Origin of the sequence: Nocardioides sambongensis, from assembly GCF_006494815.1 — a bacterium.
In the GTDB taxonomy this organism is placed as follows: domain Bacteria; phylum Actinomycetota; class Actinomycetes; order Propionibacteriales; family Nocardioidaceae; genus Nocardioides; species Nocardioides sambongensis.
On sequence record NZ_CP041091.1, the window covers coordinates 3,974,495 to 3,995,939 of the forward strand.

General features: G+C 70.2%; 16 protein-coding genes and 2 pseudogenes. 15 read left to right on the forward strand and 3 right to left on the reverse strand.

All coding sequences use genetic code 11. The annotated features are described in order from the left end of the window. Positions 1-8 precede the first annotated feature (8 nt). The 14 genes and pseudogenes from FIV43_RS18500 to FIV43_RS18565 all read left to right on the forward strand — a co-directional run bounded on the left by FIV43_RS18500 (position 9) and on the right by FIV43_RS18565 (position 16,490). A pseudogene (locus FIV43_RS18500) lies at positions 9-562 on the forward strand (NuoB/complex I 20 kDa subunit family protein). Further along, a complete protein-coding gene (locus tag FIV43_RS18505; RefSeq protein ID WP_141015317.1) occupies positions 559-1,293 on the forward strand; it encodes an NADH-quinone oxidoreductase subunit C in 735 nt (244 codons plus the stop codon). The pseudogene FIV43_RS18500 and the gene FIV43_RS18505 overlap by 4 nt, the downstream one beginning before the upstream one ends. After that, positions 1,293-2,653, forward strand: a pseudogene (locus FIV43_RS18510) (NADH-quinone oxidoreductase subunit D). Before FIV43_RS18505 ends, FIV43_RS18510 begins: the two are co-directional and overlap by 1 nt. Further along, complete coding sequence (nuoE, locus tag FIV43_RS18515) at positions 2,650-3,459, forward strand: NADH-quinone oxidoreductase subunit NuoE (protein WP_141015318.1); 810 nt, start codon at positions 2,650-2,652, stop codon at positions 3,457-3,459. Before FIV43_RS18510 ends, nuoE begins: the two are co-directional and overlap by 4 nt. Beyond that, on the forward strand, positions 3,452-4,774 hold the full coding sequence (gene nuoF / locus FIV43_RS18520) for an NADH-quinone oxidoreductase subunit NuoF (protein ID WP_231123521.1): 1,323 nt from the start codon (positions 3,452-3,454) through the stop codon (positions 4,772-4,774). The genes nuoE and nuoF overlap by 8 nt, the downstream gene beginning before the upstream one ends. Continuing rightward, on the forward strand, positions 4,771-7,212 hold the full coding sequence (locus tag FIV43_RS18525; RefSeq protein ID WP_141015319.1) for an NADH-quinone oxidoreductase subunit G: 2,442 nt from the start codon (positions 4,771-4,773) through the stop codon (positions 7,210-7,212). Before nuoF ends, FIV43_RS18525 begins: the two co-directional genes overlap by 4 nt. After that, positions 7,209-8,534 carry an NADH-quinone oxidoreductase subunit NuoH gene (gene nuoH, locus FIV43_RS18530; protein WP_141015320.1) on the forward strand — a complete coding sequence of 442 codons (1,326 nt, stop codon included), beginning with the start codon at positions 7,209-7,211 and terminating at the stop codon, positions 8,532-8,534. The genes FIV43_RS18525 and nuoH overlap by 4 nt, the downstream gene beginning before the upstream one ends. Beyond that, positions 8,527-9,168, forward strand: a complete 642-nt coding sequence (nuoI, locus tag FIV43_RS18535) for an NADH-quinone oxidoreductase subunit NuoI (RefSeq protein ID WP_141015321.1) — start codon at positions 8,527-8,529, stop codon at positions 9,166-9,168. The genes nuoH and nuoI overlap by 8 nt, the downstream gene beginning before the upstream one ends. Continuing rightward, positions 9,168-10,034, forward strand: a complete 867-nt coding sequence (locus tag FIV43_RS18540) for an NADH-quinone oxidoreductase subunit J (RefSeq protein ID WP_141015322.1) — start codon at positions 9,168-9,170, stop codon at positions 10,032-10,034. Before nuoI ends, FIV43_RS18540 begins: the two co-directional genes overlap by 1 nt. Next, entirely contained in the window at positions 10,034-10,333 is a 300-nt protein-coding gene (gene nuoK / locus FIV43_RS18545; RefSeq protein ID WP_141015323.1) for an NADH-quinone oxidoreductase subunit NuoK, read from the forward strand. Before FIV43_RS18540 ends, nuoK begins: the two co-directional genes overlap by 1 nt. Positions 10,334-10,343: 10 nt before the next feature. Then, entirely contained in the window at positions 10,344-12,290 is a 1,947-nt protein-coding gene (nuoL, locus tag FIV43_RS18550) for an NADH-quinone oxidoreductase subunit L (protein ID WP_141015324.1), read from the forward strand. Next, positions 12,287-13,849 carry an NADH-quinone oxidoreductase subunit M gene (locus tag FIV43_RS18555; protein WP_231123522.1) on the forward strand — a complete coding sequence of 521 codons (1,563 nt, stop codon included), beginning with the start codon at positions 12,287-12,289 and terminating at the stop codon, positions 13,847-13,849. Before nuoL ends, FIV43_RS18555 begins: the two co-directional genes overlap by 4 nt. After that, positions 13,849-15,450 (forward strand): NADH-quinone oxidoreductase subunit NuoN, encoded by a 1,602-nt coding sequence (gene nuoN / locus FIV43_RS18560; protein ID WP_141015325.1) that lies wholly within the window; start codon positions 13,849-13,851, stop codon positions 15,448-15,450. The genes FIV43_RS18555 and nuoN overlap by 1 nt, the downstream gene beginning before the upstream one ends. Further along, entirely contained in the window at positions 15,447-16,490 is a 1,044-nt protein-coding gene (locus tag FIV43_RS18565) for a polyprenyl synthetase family protein (protein WP_231123523.1), read from the forward strand. The genes nuoN and FIV43_RS18565 overlap by 4 nt, the downstream gene beginning before the upstream one ends. 34 nt (positions 16,491-16,524) lie before the next feature. On the opposite strand, the gene rarD is transcribed toward FIV43_RS18565, so the two are convergent. Beyond that, the gene (gene rarD / locus FIV43_RS18570) at positions 16,525-17,433 is read right to left on the reverse strand and encodes an EamA family transporter RarD (RefSeq protein ID WP_196780880.1); all 909 of its coding nucleotides are present in this window, start codon (positions 17,431-17,433) and stop codon (positions 16,525-16,527) included. Between the two features lie 117 nt (positions 17,434-17,550). On the opposite strand from rarD, the gene FIV43_RS18575 reads away from it, so the two are divergent. After that, a complete protein-coding gene (locus FIV43_RS18575) occupies positions 17,551-17,991 on the forward strand; it encodes a hypothetical protein (protein ID WP_141015326.1) in 441 nt (146 codons plus the stop codon). 76 nt (positions 17,992-18,067) lie between these two features. Here the strand turns inward: FIV43_RS18575 and FIV43_RS18580 are convergent, their stop codons facing one another. Then, the gene (locus FIV43_RS18580; protein ID WP_141015327.1) at positions 18,068-19,171 is read right to left on the reverse strand and encodes a 2-oxoacid:ferredoxin oxidoreductase subunit beta; all 1,104 of its coding nucleotides are present in this window, start codon (positions 19,169-19,171) and stop codon (positions 18,068-18,070) included. After that, positions 19,168-21,141 carry a 2-oxoacid:acceptor oxidoreductase subunit alpha gene (locus FIV43_RS18585; protein WP_141015328.1) on the reverse strand — a complete coding sequence of 658 codons (1,974 nt, stop codon included), beginning with the start codon at positions 21,139-21,141 and terminating at the stop codon, positions 19,168-19,170. The genes FIV43_RS18580 and FIV43_RS18585 overlap by 4 nt, the downstream gene beginning before the upstream one ends. Between the last annotated feature and the right edge of the window lie 304 nt (positions 21,142-21,445).

The window sequence follows — 21,445 nt, forward strand, 5'->3', positions numbered from 1 at the left end:
ATCTAGCCATGGGTATCGAGGAGAAGCTCCCCAGCGGGGTCCTGCTGAGCACGGTCGAGGGCCTGGCCGGCTACATGCGCAAGGCCAGCTTCTGGCCCGCCACCTTCGGGCTGGCCTGCTGCGCCATCGAGATGATGACGTCGGGCGGACCGAAGTACGACACCGGCCGGTTCGGCATGGAGGTCTTCCGGGCCAGCCCCGGCAGGCCGACCTGATGATCGTCGCCGGACGGGTCAGCCAGAAGATGGCCCCGGTGCTGCGCCAGATCTACGACCAGATGGCCGAGCCCAAGTGGGTGCTCGCGATGGGCGTGTGCGCCAGCTCCGGCGGCATGTTCAACAACTACGCGATCGTCCAGGGCGTCGACCACGTCGTCCCCGTCGACATGTACCTGCCGGGCTGCCCGCCACGGCCGGAGATGCTCATCGACGCGATCCTCAAGCTCCACCAGAAGGTGCAGCACACGCCGTTCGGAGTCCGCCGTGAGGAGCAGATCCGCGAGCTCGAGGCCGAGGGCCTGAGCGCCCTGCCCACCGGCGACCAGAAGGGACTCATGCGGTGAGCGACGAGAAGGACCCCACCCCGCAGGGTGCCGAGGACACCGACAAGGCGCCGGACCAGGCCGCCGTCGAGCAGTCGCCGGAGAACGTGCCGGCACCTCCCGGCGAGCACGCGATCGGTGAGCGGCACGGGATGTTCGGCACCCGCGGCTCCGGCGACACCAGCGGTTACGGCGGACTGGTCAGCCGGGTGGTCCTGCCCGGCGCCGCCCAGCGACCGTTCGGTGGCTGGTTCGACACGGTCGCCGACAAGCTCGACGACCTGATCGAGCAGGTGGTGATCCACCGCGGCGAGATCACCTTCCACGTCGCGCGCGAGAACATCGAGGCGGTGTGCCGGCTGCTGCGCGACGACCCGTCGCTGCGGTTCGAGTTCCTCAGCGGGGTCAGCGGGGTGCACTACCCGGACGACACCGGCCGCGAGCTGCACGCCGTCTACCACCTCGGCTCGATGACCTACAACCGGCGGATCCGGGTCGAGGTCGCCGTACCCGATGCGGACCCGCACCTGCCGTCGGTGGTCGGCATCTACCCCGCCGCCGACTGGCACGAGCGCGAGACCTACGACATGTTCGGCCTGATCTTCGACGGGCACCCGGCGCTGACCCGGATCCTGATGCCCGACGACTGGCCCGGACACCCGCAGCGCAAGGACTACCCGCTCGGCGGGATCCCCGTGGAGTACAAGGGCGGCACGGTGCCGCCGCCGGACCAGCGGAGGAGCTACAACTGATGGCGACGAACTCCACCGACACCGCCGACGAGGACCTCTACGCCGGCTCCACCGAGACCACCGAGGGACGCGTCTTCACCGTCTCCGGCCAGGACTGGGACGAGATCGCCGCCGGTCTCGCCGAGGGCGAGGCCAGCGAGCGCGTCGTGGTCAACATGGGCCCCCAGCACCCGTCCACCCACGGGGTGCTGCGGTTGATCCTGGAGATCGAGGGCGAGACGGTCACCGAGGCCCGGGCCGGCATCGGCTACCTGCACACCGGCATCGAGAAGAACATGGAGTACCGGACCTGGGTGCAGGGCGTCACGTTCTGCACCCGGATGGACTACCTGTCGCCGTTCTACAACGAGATGACCTACGTGCTCGGCGTCGAGCGGCTGCTCGACATCGAGGACCAGATCCCGAGAAGGCCTCGGTGATGCGGGTCCTGCTGATGGAGCTCAACCGGCTCTCCTCGCACCTGGTGGCGATCGCCACCGGCGGCATGGAGATCGGCGCCCTCACCGTGATGACCATCGGCTTCCGGGAGCGCGAGCTGGTGCTCGACCTCTTCGAGCTGATCACCGGGCTGCGGATGAACCACGCCTTCATCCGTCCCGGCGGCGTCGCCCAGGACCTGCCGCCCGGCGCTCTCGACGAGATCCGCTCCTTCATCGCACTGATGCGCAAGCGCCTTCCCGAGTACGCCGCCCTGTGCAACGCCAACCCGATCTTCAAGGGTCGCCTGGAGGGCGTCGGACACCTGGACCTCGAGGCGTGCATGGCGCTCGGGCTCACCGGGCCGATCCTGCGCAGCACCGGCTACCCCTGGGACCTGCGCAAGACCCAGCCCTACTGCGGCTACGAGACCTACGACTTCGACGTGCAGACCTGGGACACCTGCGACTCCTACGGCCGGTTCCGGCTGCGCCTCAACGAGATGTGGGAGTCGCTGAAGATCGTCGAGCAGGCAGCGGACCGGCTGGCCAAGATGGAGGGCGACCCGGTGATGGTCGCCGACAAGAAGATCGCGTGGCCCAGCCAGCTCGCCATCGGCAGCGACGGGATGGGCAACAGCCTCGACCACATCCGCCACATCATGGGCGAGTCGATGGAGGGCCTGATCCACCACTTCAAGCTGGTCACCGAGGGATTCCGGGTGCCGGCGGGACAGGCGTACGTGCCGATCGAGTCGCCGCGCGGCGAGCTCGGTGCCCACGTGGTCTCCGACGGCGGCACCCGACCCTTCCGGGCTCACTTCCGGGACCCGTCGTTCCACAACCTGCAGGCGATGGGCGTGATGAGCGAGGGCGGCATGATCGCCGACGTCATCGTCGCGGTCGCCAGCATCGACCCGGTGATGGGAGGCGTCGACCGATGAGCCTGGACGACCGGACGCTCGGCGAGCTGCGCGAGATCGCCGGCCGCTACCCCGAGGCCCGCTCGGGGCTGCTGCCGATGCTGCACCTGGTGCAGGCGGTGCAGGGCCGGGTCACGCCGGAGGGGATCGAGGCGTGCGCCGAGATCCTCGACATCAGCCCTGCCGAGGTGAGCGGGGTGGCCACGTTCTACACGATGTACAAGCGCCACGAGGTCGGCGACTACCACGTCGGCGTCTGCACCAACACGCTCTGCGCGGTGATGGGTGGCGACGCGATCCGGGCCCGCCTCGAGGAGCACCTGGAGATCGGGAACGACGAGGTCGCCGAAAAGCGTCAGGGCGACGCACGCACGGTCAGCCTGGAGCACGTCGAGTGCAACGCCGCCTGCGACTACGCCCCGGTGGTGATGGTCAACTGGGAGTTCATGGACAACCAGACCCCGGAGTCCGCGGTCCAGATGGTCGAGGCGCTGCGCGCCGGCCACGAGGTCCGTTCCACCCGCGGTCCGCGGCTGTGCACCTGGCGTGAGGCGGAGCGGGTCCTCGCCGGCTTCCCCGACGGCCTGGTCGACGAGGGCCCGACCGCCGGAGCCGCCAGCCTGGCCGGCCTGGAGATCGCCCGCGAGCGCGGCTGGACCGCGCCCGACCCGGGCGTGAGCGCCACCGAGGACGACGTCGCGGACGACAAGCAGGAGGCGGTCGCCCGCGCCGACACCGGTCGCGCCGAGGCGGAGACCGTCGAGCAGACCACGGACAGTGCCACGTCCGGGGAGAGGGCGAACGAGAAGGGGGACGACCGTGGCTGACACCCTGACCCCGGTCCTCACCGACATGTGGGACGTCGAACGCGGGTGGACGCTGCCGGCGTACGAGTCCAAGGGCGGGTACGACGCGCTCGACAAGGCCTTCGCGATGACCCCGGACGAGGTGATCGCCTGTGTCAAGGACTCCGGCCTGCGCGGCCGCGGCGGCGCCGGCTTCCCGACCGGCATGAAGTGGTCCTTCATCCCGCAGGACAACCCGAAGCCCAAGTACCTGGTGGTCAACGCCGACGAGTCCGAGCCGGGCACCTGCAAGGACATCCCGCTGATGATGGGCAACCCGCACGTGCTCGTCGAGGGAGTCATCGTGAGCTCCTACGCGATCCGCGCCAACAAGGCGTTCATCTACGTCCGTGGCGAGGTGCTGCACGTGATCCGCCGGGTGCAGGCCGCGGTCGCCGAGGCGTACGCCGCCGGCCACCTCGGCAAGGACATCCACGGCTCGGGCTACGACCTCGACGTGGTGGTCCACGCCGGCGCCGGCGCCTACATCTGCGGGGAGGAGACGGCGCTGCTCGAGGGCCTCGAGGGCCGCCGGGGCCAGCCACGGCTGCGCCCGCCATTCCCGGCCGTCGCCGGCCTCTACGCCAGCCCGACGGTGATCAACAACGTCGAGTCGATCGCGTCGGTGCCGGCCATCGTGCGCAACGGCGCGGAGTGGTTCGCCTCGATGGGCACCGAGAAGTCCCAGGGGCACGGGATCTTCTCCCTCTCCGGCCACATCGCCAGGCCCGGCCAGTACGAGGCGCCGCTCGGGATCACCCTGCGGGAGCTGATCGACCTGGCCGGTGGCATCCGGCAGACCTCCGACGGCGAGCGCCGACTGAAGTTCTGGACCCCCGGCGGCTCCTCGACCCCGCTGCTGACGCCCGAGCACCTCGACGTGCCGCTCGACTTCGAGGGCGTCGGGGGAGCCGGCTCGATGCTCGGCACCCGGGCGCTCCAGATCTTCGACGACACCGTCTGCGTGGTCCGGGCCGTGCTCCGCTGGACGGAGTTCTACAAGCACGAGTCCTGCGGCAAGTGCACGCCGTGCCGCGAGGGCACCTGGTGGCTGGTCCAGGCGCTGACCCGGCTCGAACGCGGGGAGGGGAGCGAGGAGGACCTCGACCTGCTGCTCGACCAGTGCGACAACATCCTCGGCCGGTCGTTCTGCGCGCTGGGCGACGGCGCCACCAGCCCGATCTCGAGCTCGATCAAGTACTTCCGCGAGGAGTACCTGGCCCACCTCTCCCACGGTGGGTGCCCGTTCGACCCGACTCGCTCCACCGCCTTCGCGGCCCAGGAGGTGACGGCATGACCACCAGCCCGCAGAAGAGCCCCGACCCGAGCACGGAGACCAGTCCGGAGCGCTCCGACCTGGTCAGTGTCACCATCGACGGCATCCAGGTCTCGGTGCCCAAGGACACCCTGGTGATCCGCGCCGCCGAGCAGATCGGCGTCCAGGTCCCCCGGTTCTGCGACCACCCGCTGCTCGCTCCCGTCGGCGCCTGCCGGCAGTGCCTCGTCGACGTACCCGACGCCGGCAACGGCCGCGGGTTCCCGAAGCCGCAGGCGTCCTGCACGCTGCCGGTCGCCGAGGGGATGGTGGTCAACACCCAGGCCAGCAGCGCGGTCGCCGACAAGGCGCAGCAGGGCGTGATGGAGTTCCTGCTGATCAACCACCCGCTGGACTGCCCGGTCTGCGACAAGGGTGGCGAGTGCCCGCTGCAGAACCAGGCGATGTCCAACGGCCGCGGCGAGTCCCGCTTCTCCGACGCACGCAACCACGGCGTCAAGCGGACCTTCCCGAAGCCGATCAACCTCTCTCCCATGGTGCTGCTGGACCGCGAGCGCTGCATCGTCTGTCAGCGCTGCACCCGCTTCGCCGACGAGATCGCCGGCGACCCGTTCATCGCACTGGTCGAGCGCGGCGCGGAGCAGCAGATCGGCATCGCCGAGGACGCCCCGTTCCTCTCCTACTTCTCCGGCAACGTGATCCAGATCTGCCCGGTGGGCGCGCTGACCTCGGAGTCCTACCGGTTCCGCTCCCGCCCCTTCGACCTGGTCTCCAGCCCGGGTGTCGGCGAGCACGACGCCTGCGGTGCGGCGATCCGGATCGACCACCGGCGCGGCAAGGTGATGCGTCGCCTCTCCGGCAACGACCCGGCGGTCAACGAGGAGTGGATCTCGGACAAGGACCGGTTCGCCTTCGCCTACGCCTCGGCCGACGACCGGATCACCTATCCGCAGGTCCGCGACGAGGACGGGTCGCTGCGCCCGGCGTCGTGGCCCGAGGCCTTCGCCGTCGCCGCCCGCGGCCTCGCCTCCGCCCGGCAGAACGGCGGGGTAGGAGTGCTCACCGGCGGGCGGCTGACCTGCGAGGACGCCTACGCCTACAGCAAGTTCGCCCGGGTCGCGCTGGGCACCAACGACATCGACTTCCGGGCTCGTCCGCTCTCCTCCGAGGAGGCCGACTTCCTGGCCGCCCGGGTCGCCCTGACCGGCCCCGACACCGGGGTCTCGTACGACGACCTGGAGTCGGCGTCCACCGTCGTCCTGGTCGGCCTGGAGCCCGAGGACGAGGCCGGCACGATCTTCCTGCGCCTGCGCAAGTCCGTGCTGGCCGGCGGCACCGCGGTGATCGCGCTGGCGCCGTACCGGACCCGCGGGCTCACCAAGCTCTCCGGCCGGCTGGTCCCGACCGCGCCCGGTGACGAGCCCGCCGCGCTCGCGGTGCTGGCCGCCGAGCTCGACGGCGACACGGTGATCCTGGCCGGAGAGCGGCTCGCCACGGTGCCCGGCGCCCTGAGCGCCGTCGCCGCCGCGGCCGACGCCTCCGGAGCCCGGCTCGCCTGGGTGCCCCGTCGCGCCGGGGACCGCGGAGCGGTGGAGGCCGGCTGCCTGCCCGGCCTGTTGCCCGGAGGACGTCCGGTGGCCGATCCGGCCGCCCGCGCCGATCTCGCCGCCGCGTGGGGTGTGCCCGGACTGCCCGACGCAGCCGGTCGGGACGCCGACGCGATCCTGGCCTCGCTCATCGGTGGCGGACTGGGCGGCCTCGTCGTCGCCGGGGTCGACCCCGCCGACACCGCCGACCCGGCCGCCACCCGCGCCGCCCTGGCCGCGGCGCCGTTCGTGGTCGCGTTCGAGCTCCGCGCCACCGAGGTCACCGACGCCGCCGACGTGGTCTTCCCGGTCGCGCCGACCACCGACAAGGCCGGCACCTTCGTCAACTGGGAGGGACGTCCCCGCCCGTTCGGTGCCGCGCTGGCCAACCCGGCCTCGCTGCCGGAGCTGCGTGCGCTCGCCGGGATCGCCGAGGAGATCGGTGCCCCCCTCGGGTTCCGCACGGTGGAGCAGGTGCGCGCCGAGATGACCGACGTCGGACCCTGGGACGGAGCACGGGCGAGCGCGCCTGCGGTCGACGCGCCCACGGCCCCCGGGGCCGCCGCCGGTGACGAGCTGCGCCTGGCCACCTGGAAGCAGCTGGTCGACAACGGCTCGATGCTGGACGGCGACAAGTACCTCAAGGCGACCGCCCGACCGGCCCACGCCCTCCTCCCCGCGGCCCTCTACGACGCCCACGGATCGACGATCACCCTCACCGGTGACCGCGGCTCGGTGACCGTCCCCGCCGCGGTCGGCGACGACATGGTCGCGGGCACCGTCTGGCTGCCGGCGAACTCGACCGGCGACGGGGTCCTCAGCGACCTCGCCTCGCCGGGCAGCACCGTCCGCATCGAGGGAGGCCAGGCATGACCGGGCAGATCGTCGACTCCGTCTCGTCGGGGGCGGTGCTGGCCGCCAGCCCGCTGGACGCGTTCGGCCAGGACCCCTGGTGGGTGATCGTCGTCAAGACCCTGCTGGTCTTCGTCGTGCTGGTGCTGCTGACGCTCTTCAACATCTGGTGGGAGCGCCGCGTCGTCGCCCGGATGCAGCACCGGATCGGCCCGAACGTGAACGGTCCCTTCGGGCTGCTCCAGTCGCTGGCCGACGGGGTCAAGCTGGCCTTCAAGGAGGACCTGATCCCCAAGGCCGCCGACAAGGCGGTGTTCGTCCTCGCGCCGGTGATCGCCACCGTCCCCGCCTTCGTCACGTTCAGCGTCATCCCGTTCGGTCCCGAGGTGAACTTCTTCGGCGTGACCACGCCGCTGCAGCTGACCGACATGCCGGTGGCGGTGCTGTTCGTGATGGCGATCGCGTCGATCGGCATCTACGGGATCGTGCTCGGCGGATGGTCCAGCGGGTCGACGTACTCCCTGCTGGGCGGGCTGCGCTCGAGCGCGCAGATGATCTCCTACGAGGTCGCGATGGGCCTCGCCCTGGTGTCGGTCTTCATGTACGCGGGCTCGATGTCCACCAGCGAGATCGTCGCCGCCCAGGACGACCTGTGGTTCGGGCTGATCCTGCTGCCCTCGTTCGTGATCTACACGATCGCGATGGTGGGGGAGACCAACCGGGCGCCGTTCGACCTCCCGGAGGCCGAGGGCGAGCTGGTCGGCGGCTTCCACACCGAGTACTCCAGCCTGAAGTTCGCGCTGTTCTTCCTCGCCGAGTACATCAACATGGCGACCGTCTCCGCGCTGGCCACCACGCTGTTCCTCGGCGGCTGGCACGCCCCGTTCTGGATCGACGAGGTCTGGGCGGGTGCCAACGAGGGCTACTGGCCGGTGCTGTGGTTCTTCGGCAAGGTCTTCTTCTTCATCTTCATCTTCATCTGGCTGCGCGGCACGCTGCCGCGGCTGCGCTACGACCAGTTCATGGCGTTCGGCTGGAAGCGGCTGATCCCGATCTCGCTGGTGTGGATCATCGCGGTCGCCACGATGCGGGTGGCCCGCGACGACCTCACCTTCGACACCCGCACCATCCTGATCGTCGCCGGCGTCCTGCTGGCGCTCTTCCTGCTGCTCTTCCTCATCCCGGACAAGCAGGTCGCCGACGAGCCGGAGGAGCCCGGTCCCCGTGCCGGCGGCTTCCCGGTGCCCCCGATCCCGGCGGGTGGCGCCGTACGCGGTGCGGCCGCTCCGCTGGTCTTCCCCTCCGACCCCGATGTGACCGTCTCCGAGGTGCGTCATGGCTGAGCCCGAGAAGTCCCCCTCGCTCAAGGAGCAGTTCTGGGACCCCGTCGCGGGGTTCGGAGTGACCTTCCGGACGATGTTCCGCAAGGTCGTCACCGAGCAGTACCCGAAGGAGAAGCTGCCCACCGCGCCGCGGTTCCACGGGCGGCACCAGCTCAACCGCTGGCCCGACGGCCTGGAGAAGTGCGTCGGCTGCGAGCTGTGCGCCTGGGCCTGCCCCGCGGACGCGATCTACGTCGAGGGCGCCTCCAACAGCGACTCTCCCGATGCCGACGGCAACTCCCAGCGGTTCAGCCCCGGCGAGCGCTACGGCCGCGTCTACCAGATCAACTACCTGCGCTGCATCCTGTGCGGCCTGTGCATCGAGGCGTGCCCGACCCGCGCGCTGACGATGACCAACGAGTACGAGCTGGCCGACGACAACCGGGCCGACCTGATCTACGAGAAGTCCGACCTGCTGGCCCCGCTGCTGCCCGGCATGGAGCAGCCGCCCCACGCGATGCGGCTGGGCGAGGACGAGGGCGACTACTACCGCGGCCAGTACAGCGCGCCTCCGCCGGCGACCGACCCGGCCACCACCGGTGGTGAGGCCGAGGCGCAGGAAGCCTGGACCAGCGCCAGCCAGAAGGAGGCGTGATGGCGACGTTCTGGGTGCTGGCGCCGATCATGGTGATCGCCGCGCTCGGCCTGCTCTTCGTCCGCAAGGCGGTGCACGCCGCGCTGCTGCTGGCCGTGGTGATGATCAGCCTCGCCGTGCTCTACGCGGTGCTCGAGGCGCCCTTCCTGTTCGCGGTGCAGATCATCGTCTACACCGGCGCGATCCTGATGCTGTTCCTCTTCGTGCTGATGCTCGTCGGCGTGGACGCGTCGGACTCGGTGGTGGAGACGATCCCCGGCCAGCGGGTGATGGCGTGGGTGGTCGGTCTGGTGTTCGTCGTGACCATGGTGCTGGGACTGGGCCAGCTCACTCTCGGCGCGGCGGTGGGCCTCGACGAGGCGAACGCCGACGGCAACGTCCAGGGCCTCGCCAACATCCTCTTCTCCCGCTACATCTTCGCGTTCGAGGTGACCAGCGCGCTGCTGATCACCGCGGCGGTCGGGGCGATGGTGCTGGCCCACCGCGAGCGGCTCCGGCCCAAGACCACCCAGGCGGACCTTGCCGCGCAGCGCGTCCGCGACTTCACCTCCAGCGGCAAGCCGCTCGGGCCGCTGCCGTCCCCGGGCGTCTACGCGCGCCACAACGCCGTCGACACCCCGGCGCTGCTGCCCGACGGGACTCCGGCCGGTGCCTCGGTCTCCCGGGTGCTGGCCGCCCGCGGCAGCATGCGCACCGCGGACCCGGACCAGGTCGAGGCGATGGCCGAGCACCTCGGCGACCCGACCACCACCCCGGAGACCGCCGGCCGTGCGGGTGCGACCGCGCAGAGCGAGGAGGACGTCCCCGCGCCGCCGGAGTCCGGTGACCCCGAGCAGGGCGCGACGCCCGGGAAGGGGGAGGACTGATGGACACCATGCCCTACGTCATCCTCTCGGCGATCCTGTTCACCATCGGCGGGATCGGGGTGCTGACCCGGCGCAACGCGATCGTGGTGTTCATGTGCGTGGAGCTGATGCTCAACGCCTGCAACCTGGCGTTCGTCGCCTTCGCCCACCACCACGGCAACCTCGACGGGCAGATCGCCGCGTTCTTCGTGATGGTCGTCGCGGCCGCCGAGGTCGTGGTCGGGCTCGCGATCATCATGGCCATCTTCCGCACCCGGCGCTCGGCCTCGGTCGACGACGCCAGCCTGCTGAAGTTCTGAGGGGAAGAGGATGTCTGCACTCAGCTCGCTGACCGCTGCGGCGGCGGAGACCCACGTCCCCGTCGTCGCCCCGATCGAGGCCGACGGTGCCTTCAGCCTGCTCTGGCTGATCATCGTGCTGCCGCTGGCCGGCGCCGCGATCCTGCTGCTCGGCGGCAAGCGCACCGACGCGTGGGGACACCTGCTCGGCACCGCCACGATCCTGGGCTCGTTCGCGATCAGCACCGTGCTGTTCGTCCAGCTCCTCGGTCGCGACGAGGAGGACCGGCAACTGGTCCAGCACCTCTACACGTGGTTCGACACCGGACACCTCGACGTCGGCATGGACCTGCTCTACGACCCGTTGTCGGCGCTGTTCCTGCTGCTGATCACCGGCGTCGGCTCGCTGATCCACATCTACTCGATCGGCTACATGGCGCACGACCCGCGCCGCCGCAGGTTCTTCGCCTACCTCAACCTCTTCGTCGCGGCCATGCTGATGCTGGTCCTCGCGGAGAACTACGTCGGACTCTTCCTGGGCTGGGAGGGCGTCGGTCTCGCCTCCTACCTGCTGATCGGCTTCTGGCAGCACAAGCCCTCGGCGGCCGCCGCCGCGAAGAAGGCCTTCGTGATCAACCGGGTCGGCGACATGGGCATGGGTCTGGCGATCTTCCTGCTCTTCGTCACCTTCGGCAGCACCAGCTTCACGGTGATCAGCCACCTCGCTCCGGGGGCGGGCGAGGCCACGATGAACTGGATCGGCGTGCTGCTCCTGGTCGGCGCCTGCGGCAAGTCGGCACAGGTGCCGCTCCAGGCGTGGCTGCTGGACGCGATGGAGGGCCCCACCCCGGTCTCGGCACTGATCCACGCCGCCACGATGGTGACCGCGGGGGTCTACCTGATCACCCGCTCCAACTTCGTCTTCGAGCTCGCACCGCACGCGCAGACCGCCGTCGTGGTGGTCGCCACCGTCACCATCCTCTGGGGCGCGATTATCAGCTGCGCCAAGGACGACATCAAGAAGGCGCTGGCCGGCTCCACGATGAGCCAGATCGGCTACATGATGCTCGGCGCCGGTCTCGGTGTGGCGGGCTACGCCTTCGCGATCTTCCACCTGCTCACCCACGGCTTCTTCAAGGCCAACATGTTCCTGGGTGCCGGCTCGGTGATGCACGCGATGGACGACGAGGTCGACATGCGCCACTACGGCGCGCTGAACAAGATGCTGCCGGTCACCTTCCTGACCTTCGCGATGGGCTACCTCGCGATCATCGGGTTCCCCGGGTTCTCCGGCTTCTGGTCCAAGGACAAGATCATCGAGACGGCCCTGATCGAGAGCCCGGTGGTCGGCCTCTGCGCGCTCCTCGGCGCCGGCGTCACCGGCTTCTACATGACCCGACTGATGCTGATGACCTTCTTCACCGACAAGCGGTGGAAGGACGACGTCCACCCGCACGAGAGCCCCGCGGTGATGACCTTCCCGCTGATCGTGCTGGCGGCGCTCTCGGTGCTCGGCGGCATCCTGCTGGCCGGTGACTGGATCGTCGACTGGCTCTCGCCGGTGGTCGGCCACGCCGAGCACCACGAGCCGCCGATCCCGGTCATCGTGATCACCCTGATCACCGTCGCCGTGGTCGCGGTCGGCGTCGCCCTGGCCTGGTTCCTGGTCGGGCGTCGCGAGGTGCCGCGCGAGGCCCCGGCCGACGTCTCCTTCGTGACCCGGGCCGCCCGCGCCGACCTCTACGGCGACGCCATCAACGAGGGCCTGGTGGTCGGCCCCGGCCGCCACACGGTCACCGCGCTGACCGCCGCCGACGACCGCGTGGTCGACGGCGCCTTCAGCGGCGGTGCCACCACGATCTCCGGGGTCGGCACCGGCCTGCGCCGGCTGCAGACCGGGTTCGTCCGGTCCTACGCCCTGTCCGTCTTCGCAGGAGCGGTGCTCCTGGTGCTGACCATCGTGGTGGTGAACCTGTGAACGAGGCACTGAACGACATCCCTGTGCTCTCACTGCTGGTCTGGCTCCCGCTGGCCGGTGCCCTCGCGGTCGCCCTGCTGCCCCGCACGATCAGCAAGACGCTCGGACTCGGGGTCGCGCTGGTCACCCTGCTGATCGGCGCTCTCGTCGCGATCGGCTACCAGGCCGACGGCGGACGCCAGTTCAGCGAGACCCACGAGTGGATCGGCGCGTTCGGCGTCCACTACGCACTGGCCGTCGACGGGCTCGGGCTGCTGATGGTGCTGCTCACCGTGCTGCTGGTGCCGCTGGTGCTGGTCGCCGAGTGGCACCTGGCCGACGACCCGCACGGCGGCGGTGCCCGCGCCTTCGTGGCCTGGGCGCTGGCGCTGGAGGGCCTCTCGCTCGCGGTCTTCTGCGCGACCGACGTCTTCCTCTTCTACGTCGTCTTCGAGGCCACCCTGATCCCGGCCTACTTCCTGGTCGGCGGCTTCGGGCGCGACGGCCGGGGACGGGCGGCGCTGAAGTTCCTGATGTTCCAGCTGGCCGGCGGCCTGGTGCTGCTGGCCAGCGTGATCGGGCTCTACGTGGTCTCCGCGCAGGCCGGCTCGCCGTCGTACCTGCTCAGCGACCTGGAGGCGCTGGACATCGACACCGAGGTGGGTCGCTGGCTCTTCCTCGGCTTCTTCGTCGCCTTCGCGGTCAAGGCGCCGCTGTTCCCGCTGCACACCTGGCTGGCCGACACCACCGAGAAGGCCACCCCCGGCACGTCGGTGCTGCTGGTCTGCATCCTCGACAAGATCGGCACCTTCGGGATGATCAGGTTCTGCCTGGGCATCTTCCCCGAGGCATCGGAGTGGGCCACCCCGGTCGTGGTGACCCTGGCGCTGGTCTCGATCGTCTACGGCGCGCTGATCGCGATCGGGCAGGACGACGTGCTGCGGCTGATCGGTCTGACCTCGCTGAGCCACTTCGGCTTCATCACCCTCGGCATCTTCGCCTTCTCCACCCAGGGCGGCACCGGCTCGATCCTCTACATGGTCAACCACGGGCTGGGCACGGCGCTGCTGTTCATCGCCGCGGGCTACGTCATCCAGCGCACCGGGACCGCCTCGATCCGGGAGATGAGCGGGCTGGAGAAGGTGACCCCGGTGCTGGCCGGGCTCTTCCTGATCGCCGGCCTCGCCACCCTCGGCCTGCCCGGGCTGAGCCCGTTCGTCTCGGAGTTCCTGGTGCTGGTCGCCGCGTTCGACTACCACTGGTGGGTCGGCGCGATCGCGATCACCGGGGTCGTCCTCTCCGCGATCTACGTGCTCTGGCTCTACCAGCGCACCTTCACCGGGCCGACGCCCGAGACGGCCGCCGGCCACCGCGACGTGGGCGTCCGCGAGGTCGCCGCCGCCGCCCCGCTGGTCGCCGCGCTGGTGCTCTTCGGCTTCTACCCGGCTCCGCTGCTGGAGGTCAGCAACCCGATGGTCGAGGACCTGTTCGCCCAGATCGACGTCACCGACGATCCGCCGACGGTCGACCCCGCTGAGGTCACGCCGGCCGAGGAGAGCGCGACGGAGGAGGCTCACTGATGGAGTTCGTCAAGCCCACCCTCGAGTACGCCGAGCTCTCGCCGCTGCTGATCGTCTTCGGCACCGCCTGCCTCGGCATCCTGCTGGAGGCGTTCCTGCCCCGCGGCGCCCGCCGGGCACCGCAGATCGCCCTGACCGTCGTCGGCCTCGGTGCGGCCCTGGTCGCGACCGTGGTGGTCGGGGTCAACCTGGACAAGACCACCGACGACGCGGGCCGCACCGGACGCGGACTGGTCGGGGCCGAGGGCAGCATCGTGGTCGACGGTCCGACCGTCTACCTCTGGGGCCTGCTCCTGATCTTCGCGATCGGCGGCGCCCTGCTCTTCGCCGAGCGGCGCCTCGAGGGCGGCGTCTCCGCGTTCACGCCGATGGCGGCGGCCGCCCCCGGCAGCGAGACCGAGCGGGAGGCCTCCACCCGGGGGCTGGAGCACACCGAGGTCTACCCGCTGCTGGTGTTCGCCGTCGCCGGCATGCTGCTCTTCCCGGCCGCCGGTGACCTGCTCACCATGTTCGTCGCGCTCGAGGTCCTCTCGCTGCCGCTGTACCTGCTCTGCGGGTTGGCGCGGCGCCGCCGCCTGCTGAGCCAGGAAGCGGCGATGAAGTACTTCCTGCTGGGCGCCTTCGCCTCCGGCTTCTTCCTCTACGGCGCCGCGCTGATCTACGGCTACGCCGGCTCGATGTCGTTCACCGGCATCAACGAGGCCGTCCACGCCGGCACCGAGAGCCGCGGGCTGCTGCTCGCCGGCATCGCACTGCTGTCGGTGGGCCTGCTGTTCAAGGTCGGTGCCGTCCCCTTCCAGGCCTGGACGCCGGACGTCTACCAGGGCGCCCCGACCGCGGTCACCGCGTTCATGGCGGCCGGCACCAAGATCGCGGCCTTCGGCGCCCTCGCCCGCCTTCTGTACGTCGCCTTCGACGGCGAGCGCTGGAGCTGGCAGCCCATGTTGTGGGTGATCGCCATCCTCAGCATGGTCCTCGGCGCCGTGCTGGCCATCCCGCAGACCGACGTGAAGCGGATGCTCGCCTACTCGTCGGTGGCGCACTCCGGGTTCATCCTCACCGGTGTCCTGGGCGCGCAGAGCATCGGGATGCTGGCCGAGGGCCAGTACTCCTCGCTGACCGGTGTGCTGTTCTACCTGACCGCCTACGGCTTCTCGATGGTGGGCGCGTTCGCCATCGTCACCCTGGTCCGCGACGCGGGCGGCGAGGCAGGTGCGTTCAACCACTGGGCGGGCCTGGGCAAGCGCTCGCCGCTGGTCGCCGGAGCGTTCGCGTTCTTCCTGCTCTCGATGGCCGGGATCCCGCTCACCGCCGGCTTCATCGGCAAGTGGGCGGTCTTCACCTCGGCGATGTCGGCGGGGGCCTGGCCGGTGGTGATGGTCGCGATCGGCTCCAGCATGGTGGCGATCTTCTTCTACGTGCGCTACGTGCGGCTGATGTTCTTCAGCGAGCCCGACGCCGACGAGCAGGCTGCGGTCGCGGTGCCGTCGCTGCTGACCACCGGCACGGTGGCGGTCTGCCTGGTCGCGACGGTCGCGCTGGGCGTCGTACCGGGGCCGGTTCTGGATCTGGTGGCCGGTGCGGGAGACTTCATCAGGTGACCCCACCTGACCAGGGCCTCCCGAGCTCGCCGGTGACGGCCGAGCTGGCGCTCCCCATCGACGACCTCGCGCTCGCCGACCGGCTCCGCGCGCGCCTGGAGAGCGTGGAGTCCGCGCTCTTCGAGCACGCGTCCAGCCGGGCCCCGTTCGTCACCGAGGCGGCGCGACACCTGCTGGCCGCCGGCGGCAAGAGGTTCCGGCCCCTGCTGGTCCTGCTGGCCGCCGAGACCGGTCCCCACCCGGAGGACCCCGCCGTGGAGGCCGCGGCCTGCGTCGTCGAGATCACCCACGTCGGCTCGCTCTACCACGACGACGTGATGGACGAGGCCGCGCTGCGTCGCGGCGAGGACTCGGCCAACGCCCGCTGGGACAACCTGGTCGCCATCCTCACCGGCGACTTCCTCTTCGCGAAGTCCTCCGAGCTGACCGCTCAGCTCGGCCCGGAGGCGGTGCGGATCCAGGCCGAGACCTTCACCCGCCTGGTCGAGGGTCAGATCCTGGAGACCGTCGAGCCCGGTCCCGACGAGGACGCCCTGGAGCACTACCTCGAGGTGGTCGCCGGCAAGACCGGATCCCTGATCGCCACCTCGGCGCACTACGGTGCGCTCTTCGCCGGCGCGGAGCCCGACGTGGTCGCCGCGCTCACCCAGTACGGCGAGCTCGTCGGCACCGCGTTCCAGCTGAGCGACGACATCCTGGACATCGCCTCGGAGACCGAGGAGTCCGGCAAGACCCCGGGCACCGACCTCAAGGAGGGCGTGCCGACGCTGCCGGTGCTGATCGCCCGCGCGTCCACCGACCCGGCCGACGCCCGGCTGCTGGAGCTGCTCGACCCGCAGCGCACCGACCTGGCCGCGGATGCCGACGCCCACGCCGAGGCGCTCACCCTGCTGCGTGCCCACCCGGCGATGGAGCAGGCCCGGACCTACGTGGTGGCCCGCGCCGAGGAGGCCAAGAAGCTGCTCGTCGCGTTGCCCGAGGGCTCGGTTCGCTCCGCGCTCGACGCGTTCGCGGACGTGGTGGCGGTGCGCTCCGCCTGAGTGGTGCGGCTCGGCGACCCGGTCGCCGGGTGTCTCACATCGCCGTCGACTCGGCGACCAGCGCCAGCTGACGCCGGCGGTGCGCGAACGCCTCCGCGGTGAAGACCGCCAGCGCGAGCCAGACCAGCCCGAAGCCGAACCAGCGCTCCGCGGGCATCTGCTCGCCGAGCAGGGTGATGCCGAGGACGAACTGGATGCTCGGGGTCAGGTACTGGAGCAGCCCGAGCGAGGTCATCGGGATCCGGGTGGCGGCGGCACCGAAGCAGAGCAGCGGCACCGCGGTGACCAGACCGCTGCTGGCCAGCAGGAGCACGTGGGTCCAGCCCTCCCCGGCGAAGTGCGCCTGCCCGGCCGCCCCCAGCCAGACCAGGTAGCCCAGCGCCACCGGGGCGGCGACGGTGGTCTCGAAGGCGAGGCTCTCCACGGCGCCGACGTCGGCGGTCTTCTTCGCCAGGCCGTAGGTGCCGAAGGAGAAGGCGAGCACCAGGGCCACGTAGGGCAGGCGGCCGTAGTCCAGGGTGAGCACGACCACCGCGAGGAAGCCGATCCCGAGCGCGACCCACTGCAACCGTCGGAGCCGTTCCTGCAGGATCAGCACGCCCATCAGCACGGTGACCAGCGGGTTGATGAAGTAGCCCAGCGAGGTCTCCACGACCCGGCCGGTGTTCACCCCGAAGATGTAGGTGCCCCAGTTCAGCGTGATCGTCGCCGCCGCGACCACCAGCAGCAGGCTGGTACGTCGGTCGCGCAGGATCGCCTGGAACTGCTGGCCGCGGCGCAGCAGCAGGACCAGCAGTGTCATCGTGACCAGGGACCACACCACCCGGTGCGCCAGGATCTCGACCGGCCCGCCGGGCTCCAGCAGCGGCCAGTAGAGCGGGAACGCTCCCCACAGGCCGTACGCTGCGATCCCGAGCAGCAGTCCACGGCGATTCTCCGACACGGGTCGAGCCTAGTCGGGTAAATGGGACGCGCTCACCGGGGTTTGGGGACCCCGTGATGGGGTAGAGGGTGCAACACCGGAGACAACAACCCCTATCTCGAGAGGGAGATGAACCACATGCGTCACCTGCGCATCCTCACCGGCCTCCTGGCCGCCATCGCGATGACCCTGGTTGCGCTGACGGCCGCGCCGGCCGCCAACGCCGACCGTTCGCTGGCGGCCGCGCCGTCGAGCACCACCGCCGCCGAGCGCTCCACCTCGGAGCGCGCCGCCAAGCCCGCGCACGTCTTCAAGCGCCTCGAGGCGGGCAACACCAAGCGCCGCAACGTCTTCTACGTCGCCGGCAAGGTGACCACCTTCAAGGGCAAGGTCAAGCTGCAGAAGGCGGGCAGCAAGAAGGGCAACTACCGCACCTTCAAGGCGAAGAAGGTCAACCGCCAGGGCGCCTTCAAGATCGTCTTCAGCGCCCCGGTCGGCACCCACCTGCGGGTCCTGGTGCCGGGCACCAAGTTCCGCCGCACCACCACGAAGTACGTCGGCTCGATCGTGCGCCGCTGACCTTCGTCCGCACCGACGAAAGCCCCCTCCGCATGGAGGGGGCTTTCGTCGTTCTGCGGGCGCCGGCCGCGTGCGCTCAGCCGATGGTCCAGGTGTCGCCGGCGTTGATCAGCGCGGTCAGGCGCTCGGTCGGCGTGCCGTCGGCCGCGTCAGTGGCGGTGGTGACCTGGGTGCGGGCCTGGTCGTCGTAGGTGGGGCGGGTGACTTGGCGGAAGATGCCGATGGGGGAGCGGTTGAGGTAGCCGGCGTCGGTGAGGCGGCTGATCGCGAAGGCGGTGGAGGGGTCGGGGTTGGTGGCGTCGTGGATGAGGATCTGGTCGTGGGGCACGGTGGCGGTGTCGGCGACCTCGACGCCGCTGCCGGTGCGGATGAGGGCTTTGTCGCCGAGGCCGGTCTCTTCGTCGCGGGTGCCGAAGGTGATGGGTTGGTCGTGGACCAGGCCGATGATGGCGTGTTCCTTGGTGTCGCGGTCCTTGATGGCGTCGAAGGCGCCGTCGTTGAAGATGGGGCAGTTCTGGTAGATCTCGACCAGGGAGGTGCCGCGGTGGGCGGCGGCTGCGGCGAGGACCGCGGTGAGGTGTTTGCGGTCGGAGTCGATGGTGCGGGCGACGAAGGTGGCTTCGGCTCCGAGGGCGAGGGAGACGGGGTTGAAGGGGTGGTCGAGGGAGCCCACGGGGGTGGACTTGGTGACCTTGCCGACTTCGGAGGTGGGGGAGTACTGGCCCTTGGTGAGTCCGTAGATGCGGTTGTTGAACAGCAGGATCGTCATGTTGACGTTGCGGCGTAGGGCGTGGATGAGGTGGTTGCCGCCGATGGAGAGGGCGTCGCCGTCGCCGGTGACGACCCAGACGGAGAGGTCTTCGCGGGCGGTGGCGATGCCGGTGGCGATGGAGGGTGCGCGTCCGTGGATGGAGTGCATGCCGTAGGTGTCGAGGTAGTAGGGGAACCTCGATGAGCAGCCGATGCCGGAGACGAAGACCATGTTCTCGCGGCGGAGTCCGAGGTCGGGGAGGAAGGACTGGACGGCTTTGAGGACGGCGTAGTCGCCGCAGCCGGGGCACCAGCGGACCTCTTGGTCGGAGGAGAAGTCCTTGGCGGTCTGGGACTCGCCCTCGGCCAGGGTCGGGACCGACTCGGTCCCCGTGCGGAGGACAGGCAGGGGCAGCTCGGTGCTGGTCATCGGACGGGAGCCTCCTCGTGATCGGCGGGCGGGTTGATGCCGTGTTCGCCGAGATCGACGTCGATCGCCTCGGCCTCGCCGATCAGCTGGCCGACGGCCTCGGCGAGCTCGGCGGCCTTGAGCGGCAGGCCGTAGACGTGGTTGTAGCCGATCGCGTCGACCAGGTACTCGGCGCGCAGCATCTTGGAGAGCTGGCCGAGGTTCATCTCGGGGACCAGGACCTTGTCGTAGCGGCGCAGGATGTCGCCGAGGTCCTGCGGGAACGGGTTGAGGTGGCGCAGGTGGACCTGCGCGACCTGGTAGCCGGCGCGTCGTACCCGGCGGCAGGCGGCGCCGATCGGGCCGTAGGTGGAGCCCCAGCCGATGACCAGGACCTTCGCGGCGCCGGAGGGGTCGTCGACCTCGAGCGGTGGCAGGGACTTGGCGATCGCGTCGACCTTGGCCTGGCGGGTGCGGACCATCAGGTCGTGGTTGGCGGGGTCGTAGGAGATGTTGCCGTGGCCCTCGCCCTTCTCCAGGCCGCCGATGCGGTGCTCGAGGCCGGCCGTGCCGGGGATGGCCCAGGGCCGGGCCAGGGTCTCCTCGTCGCGCAGGTAGGGCCAGAACTCGTCGGGCTCGCCGTCGGCTGACTTCGTGGAGACGTGGTTGGGCTCGGTGGCGAACCCGGGATCGATCGTGGGCAGGTCCTCGACCGCGGGGATCTGCCAGGGCTCGGACCCGTTGGCCAGGTAGCCGTCGGAGAGCAGGAAGACCGGGGTCCGGTAGGTGATCGCGATCCGAGCGGCCTCCACGGCCGCGGCGAAGCAGTCGCCCGGGGACTGCGGCGCCACGATCGGGACCGGCGCCTCGCCGTTGCGGCCGTACATCGCCTGCAGCAGGTCGGCCTGCTCGGTCTTGGTCGGCAGACCGGTCGAGGGACCACCGCGCTGCACGTTGATCACGACCAGCGGCAGCTCGGTCATCACCGCCAGGCCGATCGCCTCGGACTTCAGCGCGATACCGGGTCCCGAGGTGGTGGTGATCCCGAGCTGTCCGGCGAAGGAGGCACCAATGGCGGCGCCGACGCCGGCGATCTCGTCCTCGGCCTGCAGCGTGGTCACGCCGAAGCCCTTGTGCTTGCTCAGCTCGTGGAGGATGTCCGAGGCGGGCGTGATCGGGTAGGAGCCCAGGAAGACCGGCAGCTCGGAGCGCACGCCGGCGGCGACCAGTCCGTAGGAGAGCGCCAGGTTGCCGGTGATGTTGCGGTAGGTGCCCGGCGGCATGGCAGCGGGCTTGATCTCGTACTGGACGACGAACGTCTCGGTGGTCTCACCGAAGTTCCAGCCCGCCTTGAAGGCGGCGATGTTGGCGTCGCGGATGTCGGGTGCCTTGGAGAATTTCTTCTCCACGAACGCGACGGTCGGCTCGGTGGGTCGCCCGTACATCCAGGAGAGCAGGCCGAGGGCGAACATGTTCTTCGCCCGGGCGGCGTCCTTGCGGGACAGGCCGAACTCCTTGACGGCCGCCACCGTCATCCCGGTCAGGTCGACCGGCTGGACGTTGAACGCGCCGAGCATGTCGTTGCTGTCACCGAGCAGGTCGAGCGGGTTGACGTCGTACCCGGCCTTGTCGAGGTTGCGCTTGGTGAAGTCGTGGGTGTCCACGATCACCGTGGCGCCCTTGGGCAGGTCGCCCAGGTTGGCCTTCAGCGCGGCCGGGTTCATCGCGACCAGTACGTCGGGACGGTCGCCCGCGGTCAGGATGTCGTGATCGGCGAAGTGGATCTGGAACGACGAGACGCCCGGGATCGTGCCCTGGGGGGCGCGGATCTCGGCCGGGAAGTTCGGCAGGGTCACCAGGTCGTTGCCGAACACCGCCGACTCCTGGGTGAACCGGTCACCCGTCAGCTGCATGCCGTCGCCGGAGTCACCAGCGAACCGGATGATCACCCGGTCCAGCTGCTTGACCTGCTTGGTCTGGCTCACGTCCATCCACTTCCTCGTCGTGCAAGCTGCAGAGTTTCCAGGGGTGTCGCAGCGTCACCGGCGCCCATCGTAGAACGTGTTTCACTTTTCCGGGAGCACCCTTCGCCCATTTCTGGACAGGTGTCTGGTCCACGTTCGGGAGCGCTCTTTCCACGATAGACGGCCGTGGTTGCCCCGCCGCTTCCCCGCCGGTGGGTGAGAGGGAGCGGCGGCGTGACGTTCGTCCCGCCGGCTCGGCCGGGGGAGCTCGTGCGCTCCGCCGCCGCGCCGCGGTCTCGAGTTGCGGACAATGTCGGTAAAGACTAGTAAT